This is a genomic window from Paracoccus sp. Z118, assembly GCF_019061185.1.
In the GTDB taxonomy this organism is placed as follows: Bacteria; Pseudomonadota; Alphaproteobacteria; order Rhodobacterales; family Rhodobacteraceae; genus Paracoccus.
The window spans coordinates 1-24,023 of record NZ_JAHQZU010000017.1; the positions used below are offsets into that span (position 1 = coordinate 1).

Below are 24,023 nucleotides of genomic sequence, written 5' to 3' on the forward strand. Positions count from 1 at the left end.
GGCACCGAGAACTCGACCGCGACCGCGCGAGTCAGCGCCGCCAGCAGCGCGGCCTCGCCCGCTTCGGCGCGCTGGTCCTCGGGGCGGAACCAGTTCCAGCAGCCCTGCGCGTTATGGGCGCGGGATTGGTGGGGATAGACCACGATCAGCCCGTGGCGTTCCGCGTGGCTGTTCATGTCGGTGCCCGAGGCGAAGTCGTCCGGGTTCTGGGTGCAGCCATGCAGCATCAGCACCAGCCCCTTCGGCCCCTCGGGACGGCTGGAGGGAACGAAGAGGCGATAGTCGCGCGCGCCATGCGCCGAGGTGAAGCTGCGCGTCTCGTAGCGCGCGCCCTCGGGCACATGGGGCCGCGCGTTCATGCCGCGCAGCCCCTGCCCGAGAACGGCCAGATCGGGCAGACCCTGCGGGGCCATGCAGCCCGGATTGCCCAGCATCCGCTGCAGATCGGCCGGATCGAACCGGGGTCCGGCCTGACTGCCCGGCATCGCCTCTTGCGCCGCGAACGGGAACCCGGAGCGGCGGGGCGGATGCACCTCGACCACCTCTGCATCCGCGATCTCGGCTGAGGGACGGCGCAGGAACGCCGAAGGTGGCCCATCCAATGCCGCCGTATGGTCCGGCTGGACCGTATCGCCCGCCAGCACGGCCTGGATGAGCCGGGTGGCCTCACCGGGTTTGCCGGCACGCGTCTGTTCCAGCGCCCGGCTCATCGCCGCCGCCAAGTGGCTGTTCATGTCCGTCTCTCCGAGGCCGCAGCCCCTATGTGATGCGGTCCTTCAGGGCCGCCTTGATCGCCGCCGGTGCCTGCAACGCGCCGAGGACCGTCAGCGAGCCGATCGCCGCCCGCGCCAGATCCGGGCTGATGTCGGACGCGATCCGTGCCAGCCCCACCACCTTGATATGCAGCGTCTCGCCCTTGGCGACCGCCGCTTCCAGTTCGCTGCGGGTCACGTCGCGCAAGCCCATCTCCAGCGTGTGCCGCTCGATCGAGCGGCTGACGGCATCCGCCTCGGCCGTCAGCTGGTTGCGGATCGCGGTGCGGATGAAGTCGCTTCGGTTGCCATAGAAGCCTTCCTGCACCAGCAGGTCGATCCGCCCGAGATCGACGTGACCCAGGTTGATGGTGATCTTCTCGTTGTCGGGTTGCTTTGCGGGTTTCATGCGGGCTCACTGACCATCCATACAGATGGTATATGGATGTCGGTCGCGCTTGGCAAGACACATACAGCGCACCCAGCCCTTCGGCGCGGCCCTGTAATCAACCGATGGGTGACACAGGTCTGATGGTCGGTCAGTCGGGAGCGGCGGATCGAACGGTCATGTCAGGGTCACGACGATAGCGCGGCAGCTACCGGTGCCGTCTCGCTGGTAGCTGTGAGGAGCATCCGAGTTGAAGGCGATCGCATCGCCCTCACCCAGGGTCGTTTGCTCGCCATCAACGTCGACGCGCAGCGTGCCGCTGAGGACATAGACAAACTCCTGTGTGCCGTGCTGATGCGGCGCCGACGCGACGGCGTCGCGCGGGAAGTCTGCCAGAAAAGCCTCCATCCGCCGTTCAGCCAGGGGATAGTCGAGGCTCTCCAGGAAATAGGGGGGCGACGCATCGCCGGCCGGGATCGGCAGACGCACGCGCTCACCCTTGCGGGTCACCGCGACGCGCGGCCCTTCCCTGTTGAAGAAGTGCCCCAGCTCCACGCCAAACACGAGGGCGATCCTCACCAGGGTCGGGAGCGTCGGGAACAGCTGCCCGCGCTCGATCTTGGAGAGCATGGCCGGTGAGAGTCCGGTGTGCTCACTGAGCTGCGCCAGTCCGAGCTTCTTCTGCTTCCGCAGCGCCCTGATTCGAGGTCCGATCCGATAGCTCTCCAGTTCCATCGTCAGCGTATCCGAGAGCACGACCCACCTCCTTTTTCACTGCAGGACATTGTTGAAGCAAGTATTCAACTGTCAATAGAAACTTGTTTATCCACGCGATATTTTCTTGGCAGGAAAAATACCTTGAGCTACATGAAATCTCATCCGGTCAAGATGACGCCGGCACGCTTCATCAAGGAGATTCCACCATGAGACTGACGCACGCTTTCGCCGCCGCCCTGATCGGCCTCGCCGCTGCCCTTCCGGCGCAGGCTGCAGACAAGGATATCGTCGACACCGCGGTCGGCGCGGGTGACTTCACCACCCTTGCCGCCGCGCTCGAGGCGGCCGACCTCGTGACCACGCTGAAGGGCGAGGGCCCGTTCACGGTATTCGCCCCCACCGACGCCGCTTTTGCCGGACTGCCTGCCGGCACCGTCGACGAGCTGCTGAAGCCCGAGAACAAGCAGCAGCTGATCGACATCCTCACCTACCATGTGGTGCCGGGCACGGTTAACGCCGCTGACGTGATCGGCCTTGACGAGGCGCCCACCGTCAACGGCAAGATGATCGACGTTCAGGTCGATGGCAGCGCGGTTAAGGTGAACGAGGCCAATGTGACCGCGACCGACGTGGCGGCCAGCAACGGCGTGATCCATGTCATCGACCAGGTGCTGCTGCCGCCGGAGGGCTGAAGATCAAGGTAGCTGGCGCCGGCAACGGCGCCGGCTACTCCGAAAGGTTCGGATCTGGGAAGGCGAAGTGCGGCACGCCTGCCGTGCATCGTCCATATGCGTTCATCGTCCGAAGCCATGAGCTTTCGGGGAGTAACGCTTGCCATGCTCCGCCAGCCCACAGGAGACTGCATGAACAACCAGGTCCGACGGTTTGCCGTCCTGTTGCTGTCGATTGCCTTTGCCTTGTCGCCGGTGCTAGCGAGCGGCTTTGGCGGGTTCTACCCGGAGAGCTTTCCAGTGCAGGTGGAGAGATGGCCGTTGCAGCCGGTCGGCTGGGCATTCTCGATCTGGGGCATGATCTACCTGAGCCTGATCCTCGCCTCAACCTGGGCCTTAGCGCGACCCGCTGACATGCCCGGATGGCACCGCGCCGCCTGGCCGCTGGGGATCAGCCTGGCAGTCGGGATTCCGTGGATCGAGGTGGCAACATCCGCGCCCGTCGTCTCCACCGTGATGATCCTTGTAATGGCCGTAGGCGCGGTTCTGGCGATGCAGAGAGCCGGACTGGGCTGGCGCGAGGGAGTGCCCTTGGGTCTTTACGCAGGCTGGCTGACGGCCGCTTCGGGCGTGGCAGTCTCGATCGTGCTGACCGGCTACGGGGTGCTGGACGCGCAGTCGGCCGCAGTGCTGATGATCGTCGCGGTTCTCGCGGTCGCGCTGACTATATCGGCGAGAGGACCCGTCAACTGGGCATACCGGGCCGCCGTGAGCTGGGCGCTTTTCGGGATCATCGTGGTCAACGCCTCCGCCCGGGACTGGCTGATGATCTTGATTTGCACGGCCGGGATCGCAGCGCTCGGCGCGCTAAGCTGGCTGCGGCCGACCACCCCGGCCAGCTTGCCCTGAACGCCGAGCGGCCCGGCAGTGGGCCCCGGTCCAGCGCCGTAGAGACAAGCGACGGATGGCGTGCTCCAGAGGCCCCTGGGTAGCGCCCCGACCCGCGACTTGCCGTCAAGCATGACGGACATCAGGCCAATGCCGCGGTCGAGCTTGCCGCGGATGCAAGGTCCGATTTCCGCCCATCGAGCTCATCCGGTGCCGAGGATGCTGCGCCGGGGCTGAATGACCGGTTCCCCTCGTTGCTGCAGCTGCCATGCCGCACAGCCGTTAGACTGCTTTCCGCCCACTGCTGACCTTCGAAGAATCGTTCTGACACCAGCCGGTGCATCACCGTCGGGCCGAACCTACCGCACAACCTCCCTCAGGAGACCCTCGGGCAATGGACGTTGCAGCCGCTTCGCCTCGCCCCAGTCGGCGGTGAGCCAGGTCTCGGCCTCGTCCTGCGTGGTCAGGATGACCGGCATTGCCTTGGGGTGGATCGGCCGAACCACCCCGTTCGGCTCGGTCGTCAGAAACGCGAACAGCTCATGCCTCCCCTCGCGCGGGGTGCGGTTCGATCCGCGCGTCCCATGCCACGCTGTCCATATCCCGGCAAAGAAGAACAGCGGCTGGCTCTTGTCCAGCGCGAACCAGTGGAGCGGCTTGCGCCTGGTAACGGGATCAGGGAGCTGGCCATATTCCGAGAAGGCGGTGGCGGGCACGACGCAGCGGCTCTCGACCCCGAGCCATCGACGCCAGTGGGGGCTTGAGGTGTTGCGGATGTTGGTGACGCCGGTGTCGGGCGCACCCGGCGCCTTCAGGAACTGCGGCGGCGTGGGCATGCCCCAGGTCAGCCTTGCGAGCTCGGGCCCAGCCGCGGTGTTGCGGATGACTGGCGCGGGCCGATCCGGGTAGACGTCGAGGCTCGGCTCGAGATTGCCGATGCTGTCGCGGGTGATCCGGACAAGGTCCCGGATCGCCTGCTGGTTCGTGGTGAGATTATACAGATTACAGATGTGGACGGCCCCATGCACTTCAGGATGGTAGCCGCGTTCTGACCAGATCGCTTGCCACCAGGTATCTCGTCTGCCTGCGCGAGCGGCACTCAGTCTCCAGATGCAACATACGTCTCTCGAGACCGACTGCAACGGGGCCCTACCAGGGCGCGGGGCTCGCGGCGCCGAACCTGCGATTGACTCTCCTCGCGCGCAAGAACAAACAGGGAACTACATCCGCACCGAAGTCGAGCCCACCACCTTATGCCCTCCGAGGCCAACCGTTCCGCCATCGCTGCGCTGCGCGCACACATCGCCCGGATCGAGGGCGAGGGCGGCCCGGCGGGCGGGGCGCTGCCCTTCGGCATCCCGCAACTTGACCGCAGGCTGGCCGGTGGAGGCCTGGCGCTGGGCTGCCTGCATGAGGTTGCGGGTGGCGGCAACGGGGCGATCGACGGGGCGGCGGCAGCCTGTTTCGCGGCCGGGATCGCCGCGCGGCTCTCCGGCCCGGTGCTCTGGTGCGTGGTGCATCAGGACCTATTCGCGCCGGGGCTGGAGCAGGCGGGACTGCCGCCCGACCGGGTGATCCATGTCGAGGCGGGCGACGACAAGGCGGTGCTCGCCTGCATGGAAGAAGGGCTGCGCCATGGCGGCCTTGGTGCCGTCGTCGGCGAGGTGCCGAAGCTGCCGATGACCGCCTCGCGGCGGCTGCATCTAGCCGCGCGGGAAGGCGGCACGATAGGCCTCGCGCTCCGCCGGTGGCGGCGGCAGGCGGAGGCCAGCGACTTCGGTCAGCCGACTGCGGCGATGACCCGGTGGCGGGTCTCGGTCCTGCCGTCGTCCCCTTTGCCGGTGCCCGGCCTCGGGCGTGAGCGCTGGCTCGTCGAGCTGATCCGGGCGCGGGCGGGGGAGAGTCTCGATATCGAACTGGAGGCATGCGATGGCACGGGTCATCTCGGTCTACCTGCCGACCTGGCCGACGGACCGGCTGCGGCGGCAGGCGGACGACGCAGCGCCGCCGGCTGAGCTACCGCTGGTCCTGGCCGGCCGGGTCGGCAACCGGCGGGTGCTGACCGCCGTGGATGAGGCGGCGCAGGCGCTGGGGCTGCGCGCGGGCATGCCGGTCAGCACGGCGCAGGCGCTGGTGCCGGGGCTGGCCATCGAAGCTTCCGATCCGGCGGCCGATGCCGCGAGCCTGGAGCGGCTCGCCCTGTGGCTGCTGCAGCGGTTCAGCCCGGTCGTGGCGGTGGACCCGCCCGACGGCATCGTCATCGACTCGACCGGCGCCGATCATCTGCATGCTGGCGAGGCGGCGATGCTGGAGGCGCTGGTCGGTCGGCTGGCCATGTCCGGCGTTCAGGCGAGGGCGGCGATCGCGGATACCTGGGGCGCGGCGCACGGACTGGCCCGCTATACGGCAAACCCGACCTTCCTTGCCGCACCCGGCGCGACCGAGGCGGTGCTGGCGCCCTTGCCGCTGGAGGCCCTGCGGCTCTCGCCCGTCCTCTCCGCCGGCCTGCGCGATCTCGGTTTTGCCCGCATCGGTGACCTGATCGGCCAACCCCGCGCGCCGCTGACCCGCCGCTTCGGGCCGGAGCTCTGCCGACGGCTGGATCAGGCCCTGGGCGACCTCGCCGAACCCATCGACCCGGTGCGGCCCGCCGGGCTGGTCGAGGTCCGCCGCAGCTTCGCCGAGCCGATCGCCGCCGCCGAGACCATCGCCCGCTATATCGGCAAGCTGGTCGTGGCGCTTTGCGAGAGGCTGGAGGCATCCGGCCTCGGCGCCCACCGGCTGGACCTCATCTGCCACCGGATCGACAACGACAGGCAGATCGTCCGCATCGGACTGGCAAGGCCGGCCCGCGATCCGCGGCACCTCACGCGCCTGCTCTGCGAGAAGATCGAGACCATCGCCCCCGGCCTCGGCATCGAGATCATGACGCTGTCGGCCATCCTCACCGAACCGCTGGTGCCGAAGCAGGCGCCGAGCAGCCTGCTGGAGGAGCCTGCGCCCGATCTCGCAGGCCTCATCGACAGGCTCGCCAACCGCGTCGGCGCCCGCGCGATCTACCGCTTCGCCCCCGTGGCCAGCGATGTGCCCGAGCGCTCCGTCCGCCGCATCCCGGCACTCGCCGAGGAGACCGGCGCCGGCTGGCCTGGTCAATGGCCGCGTCCCGCGCGGCTGCTGCCCCGTCCCGAGCCGATCGAGACCATGGCGCTGCTGCCCGACCATCCCCCGTCCTGGTTCGCCTGGCGCGGCGTGCGCCGCCGGGTGCGCCGCGCCGACGGGCCGGAGCGGATCTTCGGTGAGTGGTGGAAGCGCGATGCCGAGATGATCGCCGTGCGCGACTACTTCCGGGTCGAGGACGATGCCGGCGAGCGCTACTGGATCTTCCGGGCCGGCGACGGCGAGGACGCGGCCACCGGTTCGCACCGCTGGTTCCTGCATGGGGTGTTCGGATGACCGGCACGCGTTACGCCGAGCTGCAGGTGACCTCGCAGTTCTCGTTCCTGCGCGGGGCGTCCTCGGCACAGGAGCTGTTTGCCACCGCCGCCCTGATGGGGATCGAGGCGGTTGCGGTCACCGACCGCAACTCGCTGGCGGGGATCGTGCGCGCCCACGAGGCGGCACGGGAGACCGGGGTGCGGCTGATCGTCGGCTGCCGGCTCGATCTTGGCTGCGGCATGGGGGTGCTGGTCTATCCGACGGATCGGGCCGCCTACGCCCGGCTCTGCCGTCTGCTGACGCTCGGCAAGGGCCGCGCCGGCAAGGGCAAGTGCCATCTCACCTGGGAGGACCTGGTCGCCTATGGCGAAGGGCTGATCGCGGTGCTGGTGCCGGATCTCGCGTGCGACAGCTGCGCCCTGCAACTGCGCCGTCTGCGGGACGGGTTCGGGGACCGTGCCTATCTCGCGCTGACGTTGCGCCGGCGCCCCAACGACCAGCTGCGGCTGCACGAGCTTTCGGCCCTCGCGGCGCGGCTGGGCGTCGCCACCGTGGTCACCAACGACGTGCTCTATCACGAGCCCGGCCGCCGCATCCTGCAGGACGTGATCACCGCCATTCGCCACAACAGCACCGTCGAGGAGCTCGGCTTCCGCCGCGAGCGCCATGCCGACCGCTACCTCAAGCCCCCCGCCGAGATGGCGCGGCTGTTCGCGCGCTACCCCGAGGCGCTCGCCCGCACGCTGGAGGTCGCAGACCGCTGCCGCTTCTCGCTGGATGAGCTGGCCTACCAGTATCCCGAGGAATGCGACGATCCGGCGCTGACCCCCCAGCAGACGCTGGAGCAGTTGACCTGGGCCGGCGCCCGCGAGCGCTATCCCGAGGGTGTCCCCGACGACGTCACCGCCACGCTGAACCACGAGCTGACGCTGATCGGCCGGCTCGCCTACGCGCCCTACTTCCTGACTGTCCACAGCATCGTCCGCTTCGCCCGCTCTCGCGGCATCCTCTGCCAGGGGCGCGGCTCGGCCGCCAACTCGGCGGTCTGCTACGTCCTCGGCATCACCTCGATCGATCCCGGCCGCAACGACCTGCTGTTCGAGCGCTTCGTCAGCGAGGAGCGCCACGAGCCGCCCGACATCGACGTCGACTTCGAACACGAGCGCCGCGAGGAAGTCATCCAGTGGGTCTACGACCATTACGGCCGCGACCGCGCCGCCCTCTGCGCGACGGTGATCCGCTACCGCGCGAAAGGCGCGCTGCGCGATGTCGGCAAGGCGATGGGCCTGCCCGAGGACCTGATCCAGGCCCTCGCCTCGCAGCTCTGGGCGTGGTCCGAGGAGGGCGTCACCGACGCCCAGATCGCCGAGCTGAACCTTGATCCCGGCGACCGCCGCATCCGCCTGACGATGGAACTGGCGGCCCAGCTGCGCGGCGCGCCCCGGCATCTCAGCCAGCACCCGGGCGGGTTCGTCCTGACCCATGACCGGCTCGACGATCTCGTGCCGATCGAGCCCGCCGCGATGGAAGATCGGCAGATCATCGAATGGGACAAGGACGACATCGACGCGCTGCGGTTCATGAAGGTCGATGTGCTGGCGCTCGGCATGCTCAGCTGCATGCGGCGCGGGCTGGACCTGCTGGCGGATCACAAGGGGATCAACCTCGATCTCGCCACGATCCCCGCCGAGGATCCCCGCACCTACGCGATGATCCGCAAGGCGGACACGCTCGGCACCTTCCAGATCGAGAGCCGGGCGCAGATGTCGATGCTGCCGCGTCTCAAGCCGCGCACCTATTACGACCTGGTCGTGCAGGTCGCCATCGTCCGTCCCGGTCCGATCCAGGGCGACATGGTCCATCCGTATCTGCGCCGGCGGGCCGGGCTCGAGCCGGTCGAGTATCCCACGGCGGAGCTGGAGACGGTGCTGGGCAAGACGCTCGGCGTGCCGCTGTTCCAGGAGCAGGCGATGCGGGTCGCGATCGAATGCGCGGGCTTCACCCCCGGTGAGGCCGACCTGCTGAGGAAGTCGATGGCGACCTTCAAGTTCACCGGCGGGGTCTCGGCCTTCAAGGACAAGCTGGTCAGCGGCATGGTGGCCCGCGGCTACGATCCCGACTTTGCCGAGCGCACCTTCCGGCAACTGGAGGGCTTCGGCAGCTACGGCTTCCCCGAGAGCCACGCGGCGAGCTTCGCGCTGATCGCCTATGCTTCCGCCTGGCTCAAATGCTGGCACCCTGACGTGTTCTGTGCGGCGCTGTTGAACAGCCAGCCGATGGGCTTCTACGCCCCCGCGCAGATTGTGCGCGACGCCCGCGACCACGGCATCGAGGTGCGCCCGGTCTGCGTCAATGCCAGCCGCTGGGACTGCACCCTGGAACCCACCGGGGACGACAGCCGCTTCGCCGTCCGCCTCGGCCTGCGCATGGTGAAGGGGCTGGCCAATACCCACGCCGCCGCCATCGTGACGGCCCGCGGAGATCACCCCTTCGCCTCGGCCGACGACCTCTGGCGCCGCGCAGGTGTGCCGGTCGCGGCCCTCACCCGGATCGCCGAGGCAGATGGCTTCCGCCCGAGCCTCCGCCTTGCCCGGCGCGAGGCGCTCTGGGCCATCAAGGGCCTGCGTGACGGGGAACTGCCGCTGTTCGCCGCCGCCTCGCAGCGCGAGGGTGCGTCAGTTCCCGAGGCCGACGAGCCCGCCATCGCGCTGCGTCCCATGGCGATCGGGCGCGAGGTGGTGGAGGATTACAGCCGCAGCGGCCTCAGCCTGCGCGAGCATCCGGTCGCCTTCCTGCGCGAGGACCTGCGCCGCCGGCGCATCGTCACCTGCAGGGAGGCCATGGACACGCGTGACGGTCGCTGGCTGGAAGCGGCGGGGCTTGTCCTCGTCCGCCAGCGCCCCGGTTCTGCCAAGGGCGTGATGTTCATCACCCTCGAGGACGAAACCGGCATCGCCAACCTGGTGGTCTGGCCGAAGGTGTTCGAGCAGCACCGCCGCATCGTCCTCTCCGCCGGCATGATCGCGGTGAAGGGCCGCATCCAGCGCGAGGGCGAAGTCGTCCACCTGGTCGCCCACCGGATCACCGACCTGTCGCGGGAGCTGGCCGGCGTGGGAGACCGGCAGGCGGCCTTCTCGCTCCCGCACGGGAGGGGTGACGAGATCCGTCATGGTGCTGCCCCCGCCGATCAGCGCACTCAGCCCTCCAAGGGGCTGCGCACCCGCGACATCTTCATCCCGGACCTGCATATCGACGCGATAAGGGTGAAGACGCGGGACTTCCGGTGACGCAACATCGGATCCGCTTTTTGCAGGTCAAATTCGCCGGTCCGGGTTTTCCGGGTTTCCGGGACTGCCTTCTAGCATATGTGTGAGCAGATAGTCTGTTCTGTCTTTAACTCCAGGATCGTAGAAAACAAACCCGGAAACCCGGAAAACCCCGGCAGATCGTTGCCGGCACTTGTCACGCCACAACATTCGCAATCGACGCGATCAGGTCAGCGCAGATGCCGATCCAGTCTGCCAGCTGGGGACCCTCGCTCCAGATCAGCCGCGCGGCAGGCGCGAGCAATTCCAGAGCGCCCGGAAGGGAACCCACGGCGGCAAGAATCTGAACGGCGGCGGTGGACAGTTTCATCCGCTGTATCTCCATGCGCGATGCCGCCCCATGCAGGGCAGCGCAAATTCGATTCAGATCGAGAGAGAGCACTCGACCAGATTCTAAATTCTTAAATCCCGCTGAAGATCTCGATGACGTCCTGGATACTGCCTACATACTTTCACCACCCGCCAGGCTGGTTTTAGAGTCTAAAGATATGCAACATCCGGTTCATCATGGGGACGATGCTAATGCTTCGCCCAATCCGATGCAACAGGGATTTGACAACGCACAGATAGTCAGGAGAAGCGACGCGCCCCTCCCGGGGCGCATCTTGTTATTACTCCGCTTGGTCGATGTGAATGCGGTATTCGAGGCAGTTGCTGTTTCCCCGCCTTGCGACCAAGCGCATCCCGCTCACCGGCCGGTCCAGGCATTTCTTCAGAACGCGTCCCATGCTACGGGCCGAAATCAGGGCCCGCTCTCCGCCGAGATCTTCGATCGCCGCTTCCATGTCAGCGGAGTCGATGTTTCCGAGAACATCTTTGGCGCTGAACGCCGTATCAGCGAAGCTTGCACGCAGTCCCTCGAGCAGTGCCGACAGAGATGCGGTATCCTGGTCGTCGGCATATGATACGCGGATCAGGTCCAGCGGGTCCCCGTAACTGCCAGGCTCCAGAACACGGCCTGCCCAGATGACCGTCTGCCGCACCAGGTTGTCCCACTCCTCGAATGCCGCGAGGCGTCCCGGTCCGAGCGGATCCGGCTGGAGCACCATCCGCGCGCGGATCAACGTGCAAGCGGCCGCGAGCAACGTGTCTCTCTCCTTCAGACAGGTGACCAGGGGGTCGCTGTCGAACGTCCGGGCAAAGGGCTCTGCCGTTCCCGCGTCGATACGGCAGACGATGACGCGGCGCATCAGGTCACCCGCGATGACCAGGTTGTTGCCGGTCATGGTGACGAACAACCTGTTCGGTATCCTTTGCGCTTCGGACTTCCCGAGCACCCGGTCCGTGAAACCTGAGCCAGTCAGCAGCGCGGCGATCGCCGGGCTGTCGAAATCTCCAACGATATTATCCCAGATGAACGCTCGCGCGCCGGACAGCAGAGCAGCCATGATGCGCTTCCTGCGTTCCTCTTCGCTCTTGGCATGGGGCCAAACGTCGGGCCGCGTCCCTTCCACCAACGCCGAAGCACTACAAGCGAGAAGGGTTTTTCCACTACCTGCAGTGGGAGCATCATAGCCGAAAGCGGGCGCCGTGTGCAGCACTGGCCGGACGGCGGCGGTCAGCAGCGCGGCAAGATGCGCTCCCCGGGCCAGGTTGTCGACAAAGGGAAACTGGGAAAATGGCGCCATCAGCATCTCGAGTGCTCTCTTAGCGTCGGGCAAGCTGGGCTTCTCGGGTATAGCGCAGCGCTCGTCGGGCAGGTCGAGATACAGCCGGGTGGCGGGGTCATATCCCGGCTTGTCCAGGACGCTCCCATCGGGACGGATCGTCGGTCCGGTGAGCACACCCTCTAGCGCCTTCAGGCCGCGGCGACCCCGGATTGCAAGAATCTGGCGCGCGACCGCAGGAGGTAGCTCGCATTCGACTGACCTGCCTCTCGCTTCTTTGAGGAACCTGAACTCCAAGCCGAGCTGATACCGCAGGCTGTCTTCAGTCAGCACGTGGAGGCCACCATCATCGACCAGCGCGAGATGCTCTCCATAATCGAAGTAGTTCGAATTCGCTTTCAGGCGCTCGACGATGTCAAAGACTAGCTGCGAGGTCCCGCCAGGCCCAAACTCGATCGGGATCCGGTCGCCCATCAGGCGGTAGATCGCCGGACCCCGGGCAAAGCTATGAATGACGGGCCACCTGCCCTTCGCGAAAATTTTTCCTACAAGGCGGCCCCCGTCATAATCCGGCTCCAGCGGATCTCGGCACAAGCGACCGTGATACAAGGCGCGGTCCGCCAGGATGTCGCTCACGGCCAGAGGGACGACGCCGTTCTCCATTTCTACATGGATGATATAGCTTGCCTGCAACTCCTTCGACCTGAGCGCCTGCTCCAGCACCTCTTCGAGAAAAGTGTCGCTCAGCTCGCCGCCCGCACCTTTCTCAAGAGCCTTCCGCATTTCGCCTTTGCGGCGCCTTACCCACTCCGCCCTGCGAGCACTCGCCTCACTCTTCTTGTCTGCCCGCGCAGCTTCCTTGAGCGCCTCAACACGCCTCTGTTCGTCTACGGAAAGATCGGCAAGTGCCAGCTTCGTATCAACGATCTCCCGGGCGCCTTCGATCAGTTCCGGGTGCCCCCGCCTCTGGTCCAAGGGTGCCGCGCATTCTGCACCTCCTGCAAAGTCCAGCCGGTTCGGCTGCCAGACTGCCGTGTCGACCAGCGTGCGCTCCAACATGCTGCCATTCGAGGACACCCGAATGTTGCCGTATCCGGCCAGCCAGAAGCGAGCGGCGAGGACGCCACCGGCTCGCGGGATATCGGATGCATCTGCAACGGCGAGCCAGATCCGCTGCCCCCTCACCCCATGGAGCTCACGCTCGTCATGATAGATCGCAGACGATGCGGACAGCCAACTCAGCATCCGGTGGTCGGCGAGGCTAGGTGCGACCCGCCGGATCGCCTCAATCAACTCCTCACGCGACAGAGTTTCCTTCCCCGGTTCCGGATCATAGTCGAGCATCATTACGCCCGGTCCTTCCGGCCAGCCAAACGCGTCGTTCGTCCGCGTAGTCGTGCCGTCCGGTGCCTCCGCGATCAGGTTCTTCGTCGTGATCTGCCTCGCACCGGGGTCACGAGGAACTCCGTAAATGAGTGCCTGTGCCGAGTTCAGGGTCGGCAACAAGCGCGCAAGCCCGGCCAAGCCGTCGACCTCACGCACCTGGATCCTGCCTTCGGCCAGCTTCCCACCGCCGTCCAGCTTCTCGAGTTCGCCGGCTCCATTCAGGGCATAGCGCTTCGACAGGATCGTCGGCCGCGTCGCGGTCACGATAGTCACAGGCACAGCAACCGACTGGGTCACGGCCGTGCTCGACGCCACCGACGGCGGCGCAGAAAAATCATTCATATTTTATTTCCCTCTTTACCCTCAAATGGGGCTGACATCGCTTTGAGACGGTGCTAGCGAAGGAACAGGAGCAGCGTCGAAACTCTCCCGATCCTCACCGCGCCGAGCACCCACTCGACGCGGTGATCCGCATGACATCGTCACGGCATATCTTAGTCAGCAGCCCAACCTTGGGGCAAGCTGCAAGAGCATCGGGTTTGGCGATGAATGTGGATAACCTCCTGAACGCCAGGCGTAACAGGCCGGATCAAAGGCCGTTACGGCATTTTTGTTCACTTGCAGTGTTGTAACCGCGTAACGCTTGTAACGCTGAGCGTCTGTATCGGCGCCGGCCCATGCACGGGTTGAACTGGCCCCCGTTTCGGCCGGACACCTGGGCATAGCCATGGAGGCTTAGGCATATGCCTGAGCACGTGCTCATGTCTGAGATCGAGATCATCACTGACGGCGGTCGTCGTCGCTGGAGCGCGGCCGAGAAGCTGCGCATCGTCGAGGAGACGCTGGACGAGGGCCAGCATTTCGTTGGTTGCCCGCCGTAATGGCGTTGCGCCGAACCTGCTCTATCGTTGGCGTCGTCTGATGCTGGATGGGGGAGCCGTGGCCGTGTCCGAAGATGACGATGTGACCAGCAATCGGACCGTCCGACAGATGGAGGACCGGATCCGGGAACTCGAGCGCCACCTGGGTCGCAAGACGCTGGAGGCCGAGATCCTGCGCGAGGCCCTGGACAAGGCACGCTCAAAAAAACCCACCTTGCTCGCGCGGTCGCCGCTGAGGGGCGATTTCCAGTGAAGGTCGTGGCCGACACCCTGGGCGTGGCCCGTTCCAACCTGATCGACCGGCTGCAAGGCAGGACAAAGCCGCGTCGGCGCTATCACAAGGCGCAGGACGCGGCGGTGGTGCCAATGATCATGGTGCTGCTGGCGGCACGACCCACCTACGGCTACCGGCGGATTACTGCGATCCTGAACCGGCAACTTCGTTCGGAGAACCTGTCGCCAGTCAATCACATGGCGTAATTGGAGGAGGTCACCGTCTGCTACTCTGCGTCGTCGCTGAAGAGGAGGATGGTCAATGACGCACTATGCAGGACTGGATGTTTCCGTAAAGGAAACCGCGATCTGCGTGATTGATGCTGCCGGCGCAGTCGTCTGGCAGGGCAAGGTGCCCACGCGGATCGAGACGATCGCAGATGCGCTTGCTCGACATGCGCCCGAGCTCGAACGGGCGGGCATGGAGACCGGCCCCGTTGCAGTCTGGCTCTGGCACGGTTTGCGCAACGTGAAGGTTCCGCTGGATTGTATCCATGCACGCCGGCGGCAGCAGCCCTCAAGCTTCAGGTCAACAAGACCGACAGGAACGATGCCCGCGGCCTGGCGCAGCTGGTGCGATCGGGTTGGTATGAGCCCGTTCCCATGAAATCGATGGCGACCCACCGGGTGCGCGCCATCCTCGTGGCCCGGCAACAGGTCGTCGGGATGTGCACGGCGCTCATCAACAAGATCCGAGGCTTGGCGAAGACGTTCGGGATCATTGTCCCGCCCGGCAAGGGAGCTGCCTTCGATCGCGCGGTTCGGGCGGGACTGACCGACGATCCGCTGGTGAGGAACCTTCTGGAGAGCTTACTTGCGACATTGGCCGTCCTGCGAGATCAGCGCCGCGTCTTCGACCGGCAACTCGCCCGGATCGCTCGAGAGAACGAGACCTGTCGGCGCCTGACCGGTGCGCCTGGCGTTGGTCCTCTGACCGCGATCGCGTTTGCCGCAGCGATCGAGGATCCCTCCCGCTTCCGCCGCGCCAGGGATGTGGGCGCTTATCTGGGATTGACGCCGAAACGGTATCAGTCCGGCGAGGTTGGCATTGGTGGTCGCATCTCGAAGTGCGGCGACCGCCTCACACGCAGCCTTCTTTTTGAAGCAGCCTCCGTGATCCTCTACCGGACACGTGGCGACCTTGGATTGCGCGATTGGGCGCTGCAGCTCGCTAAGCGGTCGGGATTCTGGAAGGCACGGGTGGCGCTCGCCAGAAAGCTGGCTGTCATCCTGTTCAGGATGATGCGCGACGGCACGAGCTTCGAGCCGCGGCCATATGATGCAGGTCGGACATCAACATGAAGGAGGCGAGTGAACAAAGCTGACAGGCCGACAGAACGCCAAGCTCCCAGAGCATGGCCCCGGCGATCTCGCGACCCGCTTTGCAGCCGTTCCTTGGATCGGAACCGCGAGAATCACATCGAGACGCCGTTCGATCGAGCGCCACTCATGCGGCGGGCATCCGACCTGACCGCGAAGACGACAACGATCCGCCGGCGGAGAATCGATCAAGAGCTCTGGAAGTTGGCTTGCACAATTAGACGACAATTAGACGACAAGCGGGTCTACAGGATCATGAAGGCCCACAATCTGCTGCTGGCACGGAAGTATTCCATCCGCCCCGAACATGTTCACGACGGCAAGGTCATCGTGATGCGCTCGAACCTGCGCTGGTGCAGCGACGGGTTCGAGTTCACCTGCTGGAACGGCGACATCGTCCGGGGCGCATTCATCATCGACGCCCATGACCGCGAGATCATTGCCTGGCGGGCTGTGGTCAATGCGGGGATCAGCGGGTCCGAGATCCGCGACATCATACTCGAGGCCGTCGAGCGCCGGTTCGGCACATACCGTGCGCCTGGGGTCATCGAGATGCTGTCCGACAACGCTCGCCTTACATCGCCAGGGACACGCAGATCTTCGCCCGCCAGATTGGTCTAAAACCCTGCTTCACGCCGGTGCAGAGCCCCCAGAGCAACGGCATCTCGGAGGCTTTCGTGAAGACGCTGAAACGCGATTACGTCCAGGTCACGCCGCTGCCCGATGCCCGGACCGTCCTCGGATTGATCGGAGGCTGGATCGAGGATTACAACAACAACCACCCGCACTCAGGGCTGAAGATGCGCTCGCCGCGCGAGTTCATCGCAGCTCAAACCGCAACCGCCTGAGTGTCCGGCGAAACGGGGGCAAGACCACGGGTGGATTTGTGCATTCGTGCAGACGCTGTTGACCTTGGATTCTCGCTGATCCATAATGAAGTGAACCGTGGCAGAAAGCAGGATCCTTGACCATTCTCTGATAGAGACGAGTGCAAGGAGGTCCCGTGCCCACTATTTCCCACCTTATGAGCGTTTCATCCCCAGCGATACCGGACCGGCAGCTGCAGTCTGCGCGCCACGCCGTGCAGGTCATAAGATGAAACGCATTCCGGTCATACAAGCACGGTTTTTCAATCCTGACGAAACCCGCGTTTCCTTGGAGATGCGGTTTTCCGATTTTCTGCTTCGGCGCCGGCGACGGAATCCGGATCTCCCAGTAGCCAACGAAAAATCCGACGACGGTCTGGACGCTGACCATTCCAGAAGGTCAGAACTCCGCCGCAGCGACGTGACGCGTATCCAGCGCCGCGCTCAGTTCATTATCGACCGGAGGCAAGCCGCGTCCGGTCTGTCGCACCTCAAGAAAGAGGATCGAGAGAGGCTGGAAAGCCTACGAGGAGGCGCTACTCTCATCAGCATCAACAGCGAGCATGAAGCCGATGAACTGGCAGCCAAACTCCACGAGGAGATGCCTTGGATGGCGCCTGCAACGGAACTCGCGTGGCGTGCGATGCGCCGGTCTGTGCGTGAAGGGGCTTCTGGCCTGACCATTCCGCCGATGCTGCTGGATGGGCCAGCCGGCATCGGGAAGAGCCACTGGGCGCGGCGCTTGGGGGAGCTAATCGGAACACCGTCTCCCGTAATTGAGGCCACAACCGAAAATGCCTCTTTTGGCATGGTGGGCTCTCAGCGGGGATGGAGCGGCGCATACCCTGGTCGGCTGGTCGAAACGATCATTCGGGCAAGGGTCGCCAATCCGGTGGTCATCATCGATGAAGTCGAAAAGGCTGGACAGCCGACGTCGCGAAATGGCCAGTCATTCGGGTTGGCGGAGGCGCTGCTTCCGCTACTTGAGCCCCTTAGTGCCAAGAACTGGAGTTGCCCCTACTACCAAGTTCGCTTTGACGTGGGTTGGGTGACGTGGGTTCTGACATCGAACGACTCCAGTCGGCTGCCTGCCCCTCTTTTGAGCAGATGCCCACCTCTCAAATTGCGCAACCTCTCCCAGGCCGAGCTGATAAATTTTGTTCGCCGTCAGGGCGGCGAACGAAACCTGTCTGACGCCTCAATCGACGCTATCGTCGAAGCCCTCGACCGCGTTTCTCACCACGAATCTGCTCTAAGCCTTCGCGTCGCGCAGCGGCTGCTCTTGCTAGCGGATGACCTGGAAAGCGGCCCAGTTCGTCATTGAGCAGGCTTCGCCGGGATGAAGTCAAAATGGCCTGCTGCCGGTTTCGTGGACACGAAGATAAGATCGTGACCAACGGACAGGGACAACTTCCTGAAGCGGTTGCCGCACGTTAGCGAGAAGATCGGAACAGCGGCGCAGTCGTTTTGCATGCAGGATAGCCTGAGCATCGGACGGCTGGCTCCACTCGGACGACCTCGGCGTGATCCATCCCGATGGCTATATCCAGTTGAAGGACCGCTCGAAGGACATCATCATCTCGGGCGGCGAGAACGTCTCGTCGATCAAGGTCGAGAACACGCTCTACGCGCATCCGGCGGTTCTGGCCTGCGCCGTCGTGGCGCATCCGCACGAGAAATGGGGCGAGACCCCGGTCGCCTATGTCGAGCTGAAGGAGGGCGCAAGCGCCGACAAGGCCGAGCTGATCGCCTGGTCGCGCCAGCACCTCGCGCCTTTCAAATGCCCTACGGATGTCGTCTTCACGACGATCCCGCGGACCTCGACCGGAAAGATCCAGAAGTTCCGGCTGCGCCAAGCCAGGCGGGCTGAATGGCGGCACTCGTCGGCGGGTGTCTGCCTGCGGGTGCCGCGCGCCGACAGGAAAGCCGTCGGAAAGTGCGGCGCTGCTCGCCCCGCTGAAGGAATCGGCGAATGTCATCGGGTGCATCAGGCCCGCCTGATGCACCGCGGCCAGTTCTCGCGGGTGCTGTGATCGACAACCGGCGAGATCGGCAGCGCGCTCGCTGGCATCGGCACCTCTGGCATGACGGCGATGGCGATCGGTTCTGCTGTGGTCGGAGGGTCAAAGTGGCGCGTCGCCGTCGGAACCATCGCCAGCCTCACGGGCAGCATCGTCGAGGCCGGCAGGTGCGCGTCTCGAACGTCCGGATTACGCTGTAAGCGATCGCGCACCCAAGCGGCTCGGGGGCTGAAGGCGCCCTTTACCCAGGCCAACCCATCGCGGCCACGATGACCCACATGGCCAGACCTGCGGCAGGAGACAGTCGCAGCAGCCAACCCCAATCCCTTTCAGCCTGAATCCTTGCCGGTTGCGTTCCTCGACGCTTCCGGTCCCGGCGGCGCCTGAAATACAGGAGGACGTGGATGATCGTCAGGCCGGCGAACAGCCACCAGCCGTCGCGATGAAATGCGGCGACCACCGGGTTGGACGCAAAGCTGTCGGGAATGCCGGGCACGCGCGGCGGCAGCGGCCACAGGATCGGGGCGAAGCCCCAGGAGGGTCCGTTGGAATGTAACAGCGAGCCGGTGACCGGCTGCAGGAGCATTCCGAAGAACAGCCCCCAATAGGTGATCCGCCAGAGGGCGGCCGGCCATCCGACCCGCCCCCCTACTTTGCGCGGCGCCGGGCTCAGGAAAAGCCAGACCGCGAAGGGCAGCGCGACCGCGAGGGCAGCGATGCCAAGCGTCTTGTGTAAGGCATAGACGAAGGTCGAGCGGGCAGAGGCCGCCCCCGCGCTGTAGGGCATCATGTCCCCGTAGAGCCCGACACCGATCGTGACGATGATCAGGACGGCCACCACCCAGTGCAGGACGCGGGCGATCAGGATGTAACGGACAAGGCTCATGCCGGCACTGCGGCCTGCAGCATGGCGTGCCGCGGCATTCGACGGCGCCTCGGAGGCGCGTGGACATATCGCCGGCACCTCCTTGGACGCCGGGTTCACGGCGTCGCCTCCCGCGACAGCTTTTCCGTCGATGAGCCGTTGACGTCAGACACGCGGTTTTCTCCTCTCAAGCAATACTGTGCCGGATGCCGGTCAGCACCGTTGACGGAATCGGGACCGGGGGGGATGCTTCCTCTGGGTAGGGAGGAGTTTGGGGTGGAAGGCTCGTGGATCGTTTCCAAGCCGCTGTTCGCGCTCGGCAACGACCTGTCGCCCGAACGGCCCACGTCCGGGCCCGACCCGACCATGCGCTTGTCCGATTTCGTCGTCAGGCTGGAGGCGATTGCGGCCAGTTCGACCAACCCCCTCGCGATCTGGCGCGCAGGCGAGGTGATGCCGCTGCCCGATCTGGGCCCGCTTGGCGGCCCTGTGGCGCTCGCGCCGACCCTCGGCGCGGCAGTGCGCGCTTACCAGCGAGGCTTCGGCGCCCTGCAGTCGACCTCGGCCGTCGCGTTCGAGGTCACGGATGACACGGCCAGCTTCCACTACCGTATCCTCGACAACGACATCTGGCCGCGCCGTGCGGATGCCGAGCTGACGCTCGGCGTGGTCGCGGGCATGGTCCGCCGCTTCGCGCCCGAGGCCAGTCACTCTTGCAACGTGGCGTTCGAGCATGAGCCGCAGGCCGCCGGTGCGGCGCTCGCCTCGCATATGGGCGCCGTCGCCCGCGTGTCCGAGACCAACGCGATCAGCTTCCCGGCTCGGCTGCTCGACCGCCCGGCGACGGCCGCCATGCCCGACACCACCGCGGCGTTCCGCCAGGCGATGCACGGGCTTCAGGTGCAGATCCACGCCGATTGGATGCGGCAGCCCGCGAGCCACCGCGTCCTGCATACGCTGCTGGAGCGCATCGGCCAGGAGGCGACGGACCAGGACGCCATCGCCCGCCATCTGGGCGTCTCGCGGCGCACCCTGCGGCGGCAGCTGGATACGGAGGGGACGTCCTTTCAGGAGCTTATGGAAGTTTGCCGCCGCAACGTCGGCCTTGCCCTGCTGGTGCGCAGCGACCTGCCGATGATCGAGATCGCGATGCGGCTGGGATATTCCGATCATACCGCGTTCTCCCGCGCGTTCTCGCGCTGGTTCGGCGCATCCCCGCGCGCGTTGCGGAAGGCAGGATCGACGGTCAGCGTCACCACCTGATCGAAACCCAGATCCCGCGCCGGGCCGGCATGGGCGATGACGACAAGCGTGCGCTCGGGGTGGCGGCGCATGATGGCGGACAGGATCTCGGCGGCGGCGGCGGCGTCGACCTCGGACAGGCTCTCGTCCAGCACCAGCACGCGGAACGGCAGCAGCAGGGCACGGGCCAGCGCGATACGCTGACGCTCGCCCCCCGAAAGGTTGCGGCTTGCCTCGGCGATCGGCGTGTCGAGGCCCTGTTCGCGCTGCCGCAGCGGGCCGGCAAGGCCGGCGTCGCCCAGTGCCCGCCACAGCGCGGCATCATCCGCGGCCGGGTCGGCCAGGCGCAGGTTGTCGGCCAGCGTGCCGCGGAACAGGGCGGCAGATTGCGGCACGATGGCGACGGCGCGGCGCAGCGCAACCGGGTCGAGGCCCGCCACATCCTCGCCGTCGAGGAACACCCGGGCGCCGGGTGCGGGCGCGGCCAGCCTTGCGGCAAGCGCCGCCAGCGTCGATTTGCCGATGCCGGAGGGGCCGTCCAGCAACACGCGCTGCCCGGCGCGAATCGTCAGCTCCACCGGCAGGTGCCGCCCAGCCTGCGCGCGCGCCGCAACGAAGCGTAGGGCGCCCGGTCCCGGCGCTGGGCTGCGGCCGCCGGTTTCGGCAGCCTCGGTCGCTGCCAGGGCTGACAGCCGCGCCAGGGCGACCTTGGCTTGTGCCTGCGCGTGATAGAGGCCGAGCAGGTTCTGCAGCGGCCCGGTCATCATGCCGATATAGGCGAGGAAGGCGATCAGCGACCCCAGCGGCCAGGTGCCCGCGATCACCATCAGGCCCCCGGCCACCAGCACCGCCGAGCGCACCACGGCATTGACCAAATGCGGCACGGCGCCAGTCAGCTCCAACCAGCGGCGCTGGCGGATCAGCAGCACGATCTGCGTTGCCTGCAGCGGCGCAAAACCCTCGGCCCGCGTGGCCTCGGCCCCGATACTGCGCAGGCTGGGCAGGCCCGCCACCGTCTCGACCAGCCAGGATGACAGCGCGCCGCGGCTGTCGCGCACGGCCTCGGCCCGCGCCTGCGTGCGCGGCCGTGCCCAGGACAGGAAGATCAGGTTCAGCGGCGCTGCGGCAACCGCCAGCAACGCCAGCCGCCATTCCAGCACGAACAGCATCGCCGCGCCGCCCGCCAGCCGGAACACGGACCCCGCAGCGGCCAGCAGGCCGTCAAAGGCGAAACGCTGGATCTCGGCCGTGTCGCCATCGAGGCGCGCCATCAGCTCGCCGACCTGCTGTGCAGGGCGGGCGGCGGTCTGCCCCAGCACCGCAGCCAGCATCCGTCCGCGCAGGTCGGCCAGCATCGCGGCCGAGTAGCGCAGATGCAGCAGGCTGTTCACCATGCCGGATCCCAGCGCGACCAGCCCCACCGCGAACAGCGCCGCGGCGTAGAGCCAAAGCGCCCCCGCATCGCCGGCAAGCAGCCCCTTGTCGATGAGCTGCTTGGTCAACCATGGCGGCGCCAGCCCCAGCGTCGCGGCCGCAAGCGAAGTCGCGAGCACGACACCGATCCCGGGCAGCGCCGTCGCGATCACCGGGGCGAGCCACCCGGCCTCGGGGCCGAAGACGCGCCGCGCCGCCAGCCGGGCAAGGACGTCGCGCAGGCTCATGCCGGGACCGCGTTGCGCCGCTCCGCCCCGATATGCACCGCGCGGGCGGCAAGCCAGCCGGCGGCATCGCCGCGCGCGTCCTGCCAGTGGGCGGCCAGATGGCCGGCAATGCGGGCGGCGCCGAGGCTCGCCCCGCCCATCCCCGTGCCGCCGTGCTCGGGCGAGGCGCACCATGCGCCGATCCGGTCGCCCGGCAGCAGCGACAGCTCATCCCAGCTGCACCGGGCATCGCCCGTGGCCGCTATGACGCTCGGATAGGCCGCGGGCCAGCACGGGCCGCCGCGCGCCGGGGTGGCGGCGACCAGGACCGCGCCGGCGCGGCGCGCCTCGGCGCAGGCTTGCGCCAGCACCATGCGATCGGCCGCCAGCCCGAGGCTCAGCAGGATCAGGTCGCTCTGCGGGATCAGCCAACGGATCGCGCGCGCGACGCGGTCGGCGCTCGTGACCGGACGATCGCCGAACACCTGCGCGTGCAGCAGCGGCGCGGCAGGTGTGGCGCGCGCGATCAGCGCGGCGCAGGCGGTGCCATGACCCAGCCGGTCCGGCACCGCCGCGGCCTCGCCGTGGCTGAGGAAGGCGCGCGCGCCGCGCATCGCGTCTGCGGGCCCGCCGCTGTCCACGATGCCGATGCGCGGGGCGCCCATGGTCTACTCGTCGCGCGTGAACAGACGCACCGAGGACAGCGCCGGCGAGGAGCCATCCGGGAGTTTCAGTTCGGCCTTCCGCTCCAACGTCTCGGCGTCATAGGCCGCGACATCGTTCAGCGCGCCGCTGATATAGATGGTCTTGCCATCCGTCGCGACGTTCACCGAATAGTAGCTGTGCGGCAGCGTCACCCGCTTGATCGCCTTGCCCTCGTCCAGATCGAAGCTCGACAGGAAGTTGTAGACGGCATAGCCGCGTGTCTTGTCCGGGCCGACGACGCCCGAGAAATAGAAGATGTCCGCGACCTCGATCTCCTGCATCTCCATCTCGCCGGTCTCCAGGTCCTGCGTCAGCATGCCGGTCCGGAAGGCGGTGGGGTCGTCAGCGGGCAGGTCGAGCCGTGGGGTGTAAAAGAGCGAGGCCATGACATCCGCGACCTCGAACTGCGACCACGCGGCCAGCACATCGGGCTGGCCGTATGTCTCGGCCTTCCATTCATCGATGTTCTTTTCCTCGATCTGCGCCCCGGTGGCATCGAAGACGTGCATGTTGCGCCCGAGGCCGTAGATCTTGCTGCCGTCCGTCGACCAGGCCAGCAGCGTGATCTGGCGCGGAGCCTCGGCGGTGGATTTCAGCGCGCCCGTTTCGGCGTCGTAGAAGGCGATGCGCGTCGGCTGGACCTGGAACTCGTCCGGCAGCATCTTCACCGGACTCTGATACACGGCCAGGGTCTTGCCGTCCGGCGACAGGTCCACGCCGAACAGGGCCTTCACCCGTTCGTCGGCCGTGCTCATGTCGATGCTGTTCAGCGTCTCGCCGGTCAGGAGATCGACGATGCCGATGCTTTCATGCATGTTCATCACCACATAGGCGCGGGTGCCATCGCTGTTGACGACCGGCACGCCCGGATGCGGGCCGGCGTTCTGCACCTGGATGACCTTGTCGATCTCCATGGCCTCGGTATCGACGACGACCAGCTTGTCGGGGCGGGTGGGCACCAGCAGATAGTCCTTCGCCATCGCGGGCGCGGCGCTCAGCAGGGCGGCGAGGGCGGTTGCGGTAACGCGGTTGAGCATGGC

The 24,023-nt window shown here is 66.4% G+C and carries 17 protein-coding genes and 4 pseudogenes; 11 read left to right on the forward strand and 10 right to left on the reverse strand.

The genetic code is table 11. From position 1 onward, the window contains the following. The 3 genes from KTN05_RS13065 to KTN05_RS13075 all read right to left on the reverse strand — a co-directional run. The coding region (locus KTN05_RS13065; RefSeq protein ID WP_217329856.1) for a PHB depolymerase family esterase at positions 1-734 on the reverse strand (734 nt) is incomplete at its 3' end. A 25-nt stretch (positions 735-759) separates the two neighbouring features. Further along, positions 760-1,161, reverse strand: coding sequence for a CopG family transcriptional regulator (locus tag KTN05_RS13070; protein ID WP_217329857.1), 402 nt, complete (start codon positions 1,159-1,161; stop codon positions 760-762). Between the two features lie 156 nt (positions 1,162-1,317). After that, positions 1,318-1,896: an XRE family transcriptional regulator gene (locus KTN05_RS13075; RefSeq protein WP_217329858.1), complete on the reverse strand. Its 579-nt coding sequence runs from the start codon at positions 1,894-1,896 to the stop codon at positions 1,318-1,320. A 167-nt stretch (positions 1,897-2,063) separates the two neighbouring features. Here KTN05_RS13075 and KTN05_RS13080 point away from each other — a divergent pair, with 167 nt between their 5' ends. Together KTN05_RS13080 and KTN05_RS13085 are read left to right on the forward strand one after the other, a co-directional pair. Further along, on the forward strand, positions 2,064-2,549 hold the full coding sequence (locus tag KTN05_RS13080; RefSeq protein ID WP_217329859.1) for a fasciclin domain-containing protein: 486 nt from the start codon (positions 2,064-2,066) through the stop codon (positions 2,547-2,549). A 171-nt stretch (positions 2,550-2,720) separates the two neighbouring features. Beyond that, positions 2,721-3,437, forward strand: a complete 717-nt coding sequence (locus KTN05_RS13085; RefSeq protein WP_217329860.1) for a hypothetical protein — start codon at positions 2,721-2,723, stop codon at positions 3,435-3,437. Between the two features lie 338 nt (positions 3,438-3,775). Here the strand turns inward: KTN05_RS13085 and KTN05_RS13090 are convergent, their stop codons facing one another. Then, positions 3,776-4,444 carry an SOS response-associated peptidase gene (locus KTN05_RS13090; RefSeq protein ID WP_371823361.1) on the reverse strand — a complete coding sequence of 223 codons (669 nt, stop codon included), beginning with the start codon at positions 4,442-4,444 and terminating at the stop codon, positions 3,776-3,778. A gap of 225 nt (positions 4,445-4,669) precedes the next feature. On the opposite strand from KTN05_RS13090, the gene KTN05_RS13095 reads away from it, so the two are divergent. From KTN05_RS13095 to KTN05_RS13105, 3 genes are read left to right on the forward strand one after another with little or no spacing between them, the layout of a single operon-like run. Further along, positions 4,670-5,431 carry an ImuA family protein gene (locus KTN05_RS13095; RefSeq protein ID WP_217329861.1) on the forward strand — a complete coding sequence of 254 codons (762 nt, stop codon included), beginning with the start codon at positions 4,670-4,672 and terminating at the stop codon, positions 5,429-5,431. Further along, complete coding sequence (locus KTN05_RS13100) at positions 5,346-6,869, forward strand: DNA polymerase Y family protein (RefSeq protein ID WP_217329862.1); 1,524 nt, start codon at positions 5,346-5,348, stop codon at positions 6,867-6,869. The genes KTN05_RS13095 and KTN05_RS13100 overlap by 86 nt, the downstream gene beginning before the upstream one ends. After that, positions 6,866-10,138 (forward strand): error-prone DNA polymerase, encoded by a 3,273-nt coding sequence (locus KTN05_RS13105; RefSeq protein WP_217329863.1) that lies wholly within the window; start codon positions 6,866-6,868, stop codon positions 10,136-10,138. The genes KTN05_RS13100 and KTN05_RS13105 overlap by 4 nt, the downstream gene beginning before the upstream one ends. A 175-nt stretch (positions 10,139-10,313) precedes the next feature. Here KTN05_RS13105 and KTN05_RS13110 read toward each other — a convergent pair whose 3' ends face one another. Both KTN05_RS13110 and KTN05_RS13115 read right to left on the reverse strand, forming a co-directional pair. Further along, positions 10,314-10,487 carry a hypothetical protein gene (locus KTN05_RS13110; RefSeq protein WP_217329864.1) on the reverse strand — a complete coding sequence of 58 codons (174 nt, stop codon included), beginning with the start codon at positions 10,485-10,487 and terminating at the stop codon, positions 10,314-10,316. A 301-nt stretch (positions 10,488-10,788) separates the two neighbouring features. Further along, positions 10,789-13,512 carry a hypothetical protein gene (locus KTN05_RS13115; RefSeq protein ID WP_217329865.1) on the reverse strand — a complete coding sequence of 908 codons (2,724 nt, stop codon included), beginning with the start codon at positions 13,510-13,512 and terminating at the stop codon, positions 10,789-10,791. A 401-nt stretch (positions 13,513-13,913) separates the two neighbouring features. Between KTN05_RS13115 and KTN05_RS13120 the strand changes: the two are divergent. From KTN05_RS13120 to KTN05_RS13140, 5 genes and pseudogenes are all read left to right on the forward strand, one after another. Then, positions 13,914-14,522 (forward strand): annotated as a pseudogene (locus KTN05_RS13120) (transposase); the annotation flags it as partial. 64 nt (positions 14,523-14,586) lie between these two features. Further along, positions 14,587-15,626, forward strand: a pseudogene (locus tag KTN05_RS13125) (IS110 family transposase). A gap of 246 nt (positions 15,627-15,872) precedes the next feature. Beyond that, positions 15,873-16,492: pseudogene (locus KTN05_RS13130) on the forward strand (DDE-type integrase/transposase/recombinase); the annotation flags it as partial. Positions 16,493-16,739: 247 nt separating this feature from the next. Then, entirely contained in the window at positions 16,740-17,834 is a 1,095-nt protein-coding gene (locus KTN05_RS13135) for an AAA family ATPase (protein ID WP_217329866.1), read from the forward strand. Positions 17,835-18,006: 172 nt separating this feature from the next. Continuing rightward, positions 18,007-18,375 (forward strand): annotated as a pseudogene (locus tag KTN05_RS13140) (acyl-CoA synthetase); the annotation flags it as partial. Between the two features lie 397 nt (positions 18,376-18,772). On the opposite strand, the gene KTN05_RS13145 reads toward KTN05_RS13140, so the two are convergent. Continuing rightward, positions 18,773-19,516: a cytochrome b/b6 domain-containing protein gene (locus KTN05_RS13145; protein WP_217329868.1), complete on the reverse strand. Its 744-nt coding sequence runs from the start codon at positions 19,514-19,516 to the stop codon at positions 18,773-18,775. A 156-nt stretch (positions 19,517-19,672) separates the two neighbouring features. Between KTN05_RS13145 and KTN05_RS13150 the strand changes: the two genes are divergently transcribed. Beyond that, the gene (locus KTN05_RS13150) at positions 19,673-20,659 is read left to right on the forward strand and encodes an AraC family transcriptional regulator (protein ID WP_217329869.1); all 987 of its coding nucleotides are present in this window, start codon (positions 19,673-19,675) and stop codon (positions 20,657-20,659) included. Here KTN05_RS13150 and KTN05_RS13155 read toward each other — a convergent pair. From KTN05_RS13155 to peaD, 3 genes are read right to left on the reverse strand one after another with little or no spacing between them, the layout of a single operon-like run. Further along, positions 20,566-22,299, reverse strand: coding sequence for an ABC transporter ATP-binding protein (locus KTN05_RS13155; RefSeq protein WP_217329870.1), 1,734 nt, complete (start codon positions 22,297-22,299; stop codon positions 20,566-20,568). The two genes, KTN05_RS13150 and KTN05_RS13155, sit on opposite strands and share 94 nt — an antisense overlap. Continuing rightward, a complete protein-coding gene (locus KTN05_RS13160; protein WP_217329871.1) occupies positions 22,296-22,943 on the reverse strand; it encodes a subtilisin in 648 nt (215 codons plus the stop codon). Before KTN05_RS13160 ends, KTN05_RS13155 begins: the two co-directional genes overlap by 4 nt. Before the next feature lie 3 nt (positions 22,944-22,946). After that, the gene (gene peaD, locus KTN05_RS13165) at positions 22,947-24,020 is read right to left on the reverse strand and encodes a quinohemoprotein amine dehydrogenase subunit beta (RefSeq protein WP_217329872.1); all 1,074 of its coding nucleotides are present in this window, start codon (positions 24,018-24,020) and stop codon (positions 22,947-22,949) included. Positions 24,021-24,023 lie beyond the last annotated feature (3 nt).

What these genes read in the sequence shown, in the direction of transcription:
- KTN05_RS13070 (WP_217329857.1), bottom strand. Translation starts at nt 1,161, where the DNA reads ATGAAACCCGCAAAGCAACCCGACAACGAGAAGATCACCATCAACCTG.
- KTN05_RS13080 (WP_217329859.1), top strand. Translation starts at nt 2,064, where the DNA reads ATGAGACTGACGCACGCTTTCGCCGCCGCCCTGATCGGCCTCGCCGCT.
- KTN05_RS13085 (WP_217329860.1), top strand. Translation starts at nt 2,721, where the DNA reads ATGAACAACCAGGTCCGACGGTTTGCCGTCCTGTTGCTGTCGATTGCC.
- KTN05_RS13095 (WP_217329861.1), top strand. Translation starts at nt 4,670, where the DNA reads ATGCCCTCCGAGGCCAACCGTTCCGCCATCGCTGCGCTGCGCGCACAC.
- KTN05_RS13100 (WP_217329862.1), top strand. Translation starts at nt 5,346, where the DNA reads ATGGCACGGGTCATCTCGGTCTACCTGCCGACCTGGCCGACGGACCGG.
- KTN05_RS13105 (WP_217329863.1), top strand. Translation starts at nt 6,866, where the DNA reads ATGACCGGCACGCGTTACGCCGAGCTGCAGGTGACCTCGCAGTTCTCG.
- KTN05_RS13110 (WP_217329864.1), bottom strand. Translation starts at nt 10,487, where the DNA reads ATGAAACTGTCCACCGCCGCCGTTCAGATTCTTGCCGCCGTGGGTTCC.
- KTN05_RS13115 (WP_217329865.1), bottom strand. Translation starts at nt 13,512, where the DNA reads ATGAATGATTTTTCTGCGCCGCCGTCGGTGGCGTCGAGCACGGCCGTG.
- KTN05_RS13135 (WP_217329866.1), top strand. Translation starts at nt 16,740, where the DNA reads ATGAAACGCATTCCGGTCATACAAGCACGGTTTTTCAATCCTGACGAA.
- KTN05_RS13155 (WP_217329870.1), bottom strand. Translation starts at nt 22,299, where the DNA reads ATGAGCCTGCGCGACGTCCTTGCCCGGCTGGCGGCGCGGCGCGTCTTC.
- KTN05_RS13160 (WP_217329871.1), bottom strand. Translation starts at nt 22,943, where the DNA reads ATGGGCGCCCCGCGCATCGGCATCGTGGACAGCGGCGGGCCCGCAGAC.
- peaD (WP_217329872.1), bottom strand. Translation starts at nt 24,020, where the DNA reads ATGCTCAACCGCGTTACCGCAACCGCCCTCGCCGCCCTGCTGAGCGCC.